Source organism: Arthrobacter sp. (assembly GCF_030540645.1).
GTDB lineage: Bacteria > Actinomycetota > Actinomycetes > Actinomycetales > Micrococcaceae > Specibacter.
The window spans coordinates 16,540-19,944 of sequence record NZ_JAUNVV010000026.1 but is presented as its reverse complement, the minus strand read 5'-3'; the positions used below and the strand labels follow the sequence as shown (position 1 = coordinate 19,944).

General features: G+C 60.4%; 4 protein-coding genes. 3 read left to right on the top strand and 1 reads right to left on the bottom strand.

Features of this window, described 5'->3' with window-relative positions; translation table 11 throughout:
• The first annotated feature begins 188 nt into the window (after nt 1–188).
• Genes Q4P21_RS07065 through Q4P21_RS07055 form a run of 3 tightly spaced genes read left to right on the top strand, consistent with a single transcriptional unit; the run spans nt 189 to nt 2,936 of the window.
• The gene (locus Q4P21_RS07065) at nt 189–866 is read left to right on the top strand and encodes a TetR/AcrR family transcriptional regulator (protein ID WP_303388088.1); all 678 of its coding nucleotides are present in this window, start codon (nt 189–191) and stop codon (nt 864–866) included.
• Nucleotides 863–2,467 (top strand): MDR family MFS transporter, encoded by a 1,605-nt coding sequence (locus Q4P21_RS07060; RefSeq protein WP_303388087.1) that lies wholly within the window; start codon nt 863–865, stop codon nt 2,465–2,467. The genes Q4P21_RS07065 and Q4P21_RS07060 overlap by 4 nt, the downstream gene beginning before the upstream one ends.
• Before the next feature lie 28 nt (nt 2,468–2,495).
• On the top strand, nt 2,496–2,936 hold the full coding sequence (locus tag Q4P21_RS07055) for a hypothetical protein (protein ID WP_303388086.1): 441 nt from the start codon (nt 2,496–2,498) through the stop codon (nt 2,934–2,936).
• On the opposite strand, the gene Q4P21_RS07050 is transcribed toward Q4P21_RS07055, so the two are convergent.
• Nucleotides 2,933–3,403 carry an NUDIX domain-containing protein gene (locus Q4P21_RS07050; RefSeq protein WP_303388085.1) on the bottom strand — a complete coding sequence of 157 codons (471 nt, stop codon included), beginning with the start codon at nt 3,401–3,403 and terminating at the stop codon, nt 2,933–2,935. The genes Q4P21_RS07055 and Q4P21_RS07050 overlap by 4 nt on opposite strands.
• Nucleotides 3,404–3,405: the final 2 nt, after the last annotated feature.

Here is a 3,405-nt window from a genome sequence, read left to right as displayed (position 1 = left end):
CCCCTCGCTGGCATGGCACGCCTTCGGCATCGCTGGACGACGGCGGGAGGTCCCCCTTTGATGTAAAGGGGACCTCCCGCTCGTTTGTTTAAATGCTGTTTGGCTCAATGCTGCGCCTTAAGAGCTGTGCCGAAAAACACATCCCGACAATTTTGCACTCCTATAGAAATAGTGCAAACTTTTACTTCGTGACTGAAAGTGCAAATTTCTGTGCCGCGCCGGGCCTGCGGGCACGCAAACGCGAGGCAACCCGTTCGGCGATCACCGCAGCGGCACGGCTCTCCACGGCGCAAAAAGGCCTCAACGGCTTCACCGTCGAGCAACTATGCGAGGAAGTAGGCATCTCCCGCCGCACATTCTTCAACTACTTCCCATCCAAGGAAGACGCGATCGTCGGGCACCTGTTGGATGAATTCCCGGCCGCAGACATGGCGGCCTTCGTGGCCGGCGGAGCCCCGGAGTGCGGTGCTGAACGCGGGCCGCAGAGCTTGTCCACCTCACTGTTGCAGGACCTGTTCGAGCTGACTTGCGCCATGGCGGTGCAAATGAACTTCAACCGCGAACACATTCAGGATCTCATCGCAGCCATGAAGGTAGAGCCACAGTTGATGTTGAAAGTGCTGGGCAGTGCCGAAACCCGCGAACATGAATTTGCCGCCATCATCGCAGAACGGGAGAACCTTCCCCCGGATGATCCAGGCGCCATCATGGCCGCCGGTATTTTCGGGGCGCTGTCCCGACGCTCCAGCCAGACCTTCTTCTCCGAACACAACACGCGTTCCTATCGCGAGATACTGGGCGGCAACGTCCATGCCGCCCAACAATTCTTTGTCTCTTCCCACCTGACCATCGAAGGAAATCCATGAGCACGGCCATCAAAGCAGGCGAACCGCTCCTGCTGACCCAAAAGAGGATCTGGATCATTTTTTCCGCGCTCATCGCGGGAATGCTGCTCTCCAGCCTCGACCAGACCATCGTTTCCACCGCCATGCCGACCATTGTGGGCAAGCTTGGCGGTGTGGAGCATCAGACGTGGATCACCACCGCCTACCTACTGGCCACCACCATCGTGATGCCCGTTTACGGAAAATTTGGTGACATCCTGGGCCGGCGGAACTTGTTCCTGGCCGCCATTGCCATCTTCACGCTCGCCTCGATCGGCTGTGCCTTCGCCACCGACTTCTGGGGCTTTGTCATCTTCCGCGCCATCCAGGGCCTGGGCGGTGGAGGGCTGATGATCCTTTCACAAGCCATCATCGCCGACATTGTCCCGGCCAATGAGCGCGGCAAGTACATGGGCCCGCTCGGTGCAATATTTGGTTTGGCCGCCGTTGCCGGGCCTTTGCTGGGCGGCTACTTCGTGGACCACCTCACGTGGGAATGGGCGTTCTACATCAACATCCCCGTTGGCATCATCGCCTTCGTCGTGGCCTTCTTCACGCTGACCCTGCCCTCCAAGAAAGCCAGTCAGAAAATTGACTTCATGGGTGTGGTGTTCCTGTCCATCGCCACCACCTGCCTGATCTTCTTCACCGACTTTGGCGGCAAGGCCGGAGGCTGGACATCCCTGAACACTTGGGCGTGGGGTTCCGGTTTGATCGCAGCGGTTGCGCTGTTCATCTTTACCGAGTCACGCGCTGCAGATCCGATCATTCCGCTGTCCCTGTTCAAGAACCCGATCTTCCTGAACTCCACGGCCATCGGCTTTGTGCTGGGCATGGGCATGTTCGCAGCCCTGGCTTTTGTTCCCACGTTCTTGCAAATGTCCTCCGGCACCTCAGCCGCCGAATCCGGCCTGCTCATGCTGCCCATGATGGTGGGCCTGATGGGCACGTCCATCTGGTCCGGTATCCGCATGACGAAAACTGGCAAGTACAAGGCCTTCCCCATTGCCGGTTCGGTGCTGACAATCCTCGCCATGCTGTGGATGACCACGTTGTCCGCAGAAACGCCCATCTGGGTCATTTGTGCCCAACTGTTCCTGTTCGGCGCCGGCTTGGGTCTGATCATGCAGATTGTGGTCATTGTGGTGCAGAACTCGGTTCCCGCTGCACAACTGGGCACGGCGACCAGTACGAACAACTACTTCCGGGAAGTTGGATCGGCTCTTGGTGTGGCAGTATTTGGTGCAATGTTCACCACCCGCCTGGCGAATTCGCTCACGGACGTGTTCACTGCTGCCGGTGCCAGCCCTGAGCAGGCCGGCAACTCCATGTCCAGCCTTGACCCGCAAACGCTCCACCAGTTGCCGCAGGCAATACAGGACGGCATCATCAACGCCTACGCGGATTCGCTGGCACCTGTATTCTGGTACCTGATCCCCTTCATGGTGGTGGCGTTGATATTGGCGCTGACCATGAAAGTTATCCCGCTCTCGGACACCTCCGGCATGGTGGCCCGCGGCGAGGCCATTGGCGGAGAGGAAGCCATCCGCCTCGAGGCAGAACGCGCCGCAGACAAGCCGTAAGGCATTGCAGCCCGAAAAAAGGAAAATCATGGATTACGACACAGTTGAACTGCTGGTGGGAGGCGCCCTGGCGTTTGTCCCGGTGATAGCGCTGGTCCTTGCAGGCCTGTGGTGCATGAAGAAGCCCCGGATCCGCATACCGCTCTACTTCGTCATCGGGCTGCTGGCGTCACTGGCCTACGGCTGGGTTGCCCCGCAACTGGCGTTCAGGGTTGTCCCTCCACCCTTTGACCCCTACTACGCAGACGGAAACGCATTGGATGTGCGGGGCCTGATCCTTTCCTTCGGCGCCATGGTTGGCTGTGCAGCAGGTCTGGTCACCACAGTGGTGATGAGCGTACTGGCGCTGGCCCGTCCCCTGTGGCGAAAGCGGAGCGCTGCACAAAACACTCGCGGCGCCAGCGTCACTCGCAGCACAGCCGCAGCTCAGCCTCCGCACCCGCAGCATTCTCCGCGTAAGACAGCCTAGCGCTGGAAGTGGGGCACGCCGTCGAACGCCAATGCCCGCTGGATGCAGGCCAGGTGGCCCTCGCGCAACGGTGGCAGGTCCTCGATGGCAAACCAGCCGACGGCTAGCGACTCGTCGTCGTTCACGCGGGCGGTGCCGCTGACGTAACGGGCGATGAACTCGATGTTCAGGAAGTCACAGACGTCGCCATTGGGAAACGTCACAGGCCCCACGGCAGCTACGCCCAGCAGCTGCTCGATCTCGGCAACCACAGCGGTTTCCTCGAAGATCTCCCGCAGCAGGCCGGGGCCGGGCTCCTCTCCCGGGTCCAGAATGCCTGTGATCAGGGCCCAGCCGCCGGTGTCGGAGCGTTCCCCGAGCAGCACGCGGCCTTCCGCGTCAAACACCACCCCGCGCACGCCCGGCAGCCACAGGGGGTCGTGGCCAATTTTTTCGCGCAGCTTGATGATGAAGTCTGGTGATCCCATGA

Coding starts and splice junctions, on each gene's coding strand:
- Q4P21_RS07055 (WP_303388086.1), top strand. CDS start 2,496: ATGGATTACGACACAGTTGAACTGCTGGTGGGAGGCGCCCTGGCGTTT.
- Q4P21_RS07050 (WP_303388085.1), bottom strand. CDS start 3,403: ATGGGATCACCAGACTTCATCATCAAGCTGCGCGAAAAAATTGGCCAC.
- Q4P21_RS07060 (WP_303388087.1), top strand. CDS start 863: ATGAGCACGGCCATCAAAGCAGGCGAACCGCTCCTGCTGACCCAAAAG.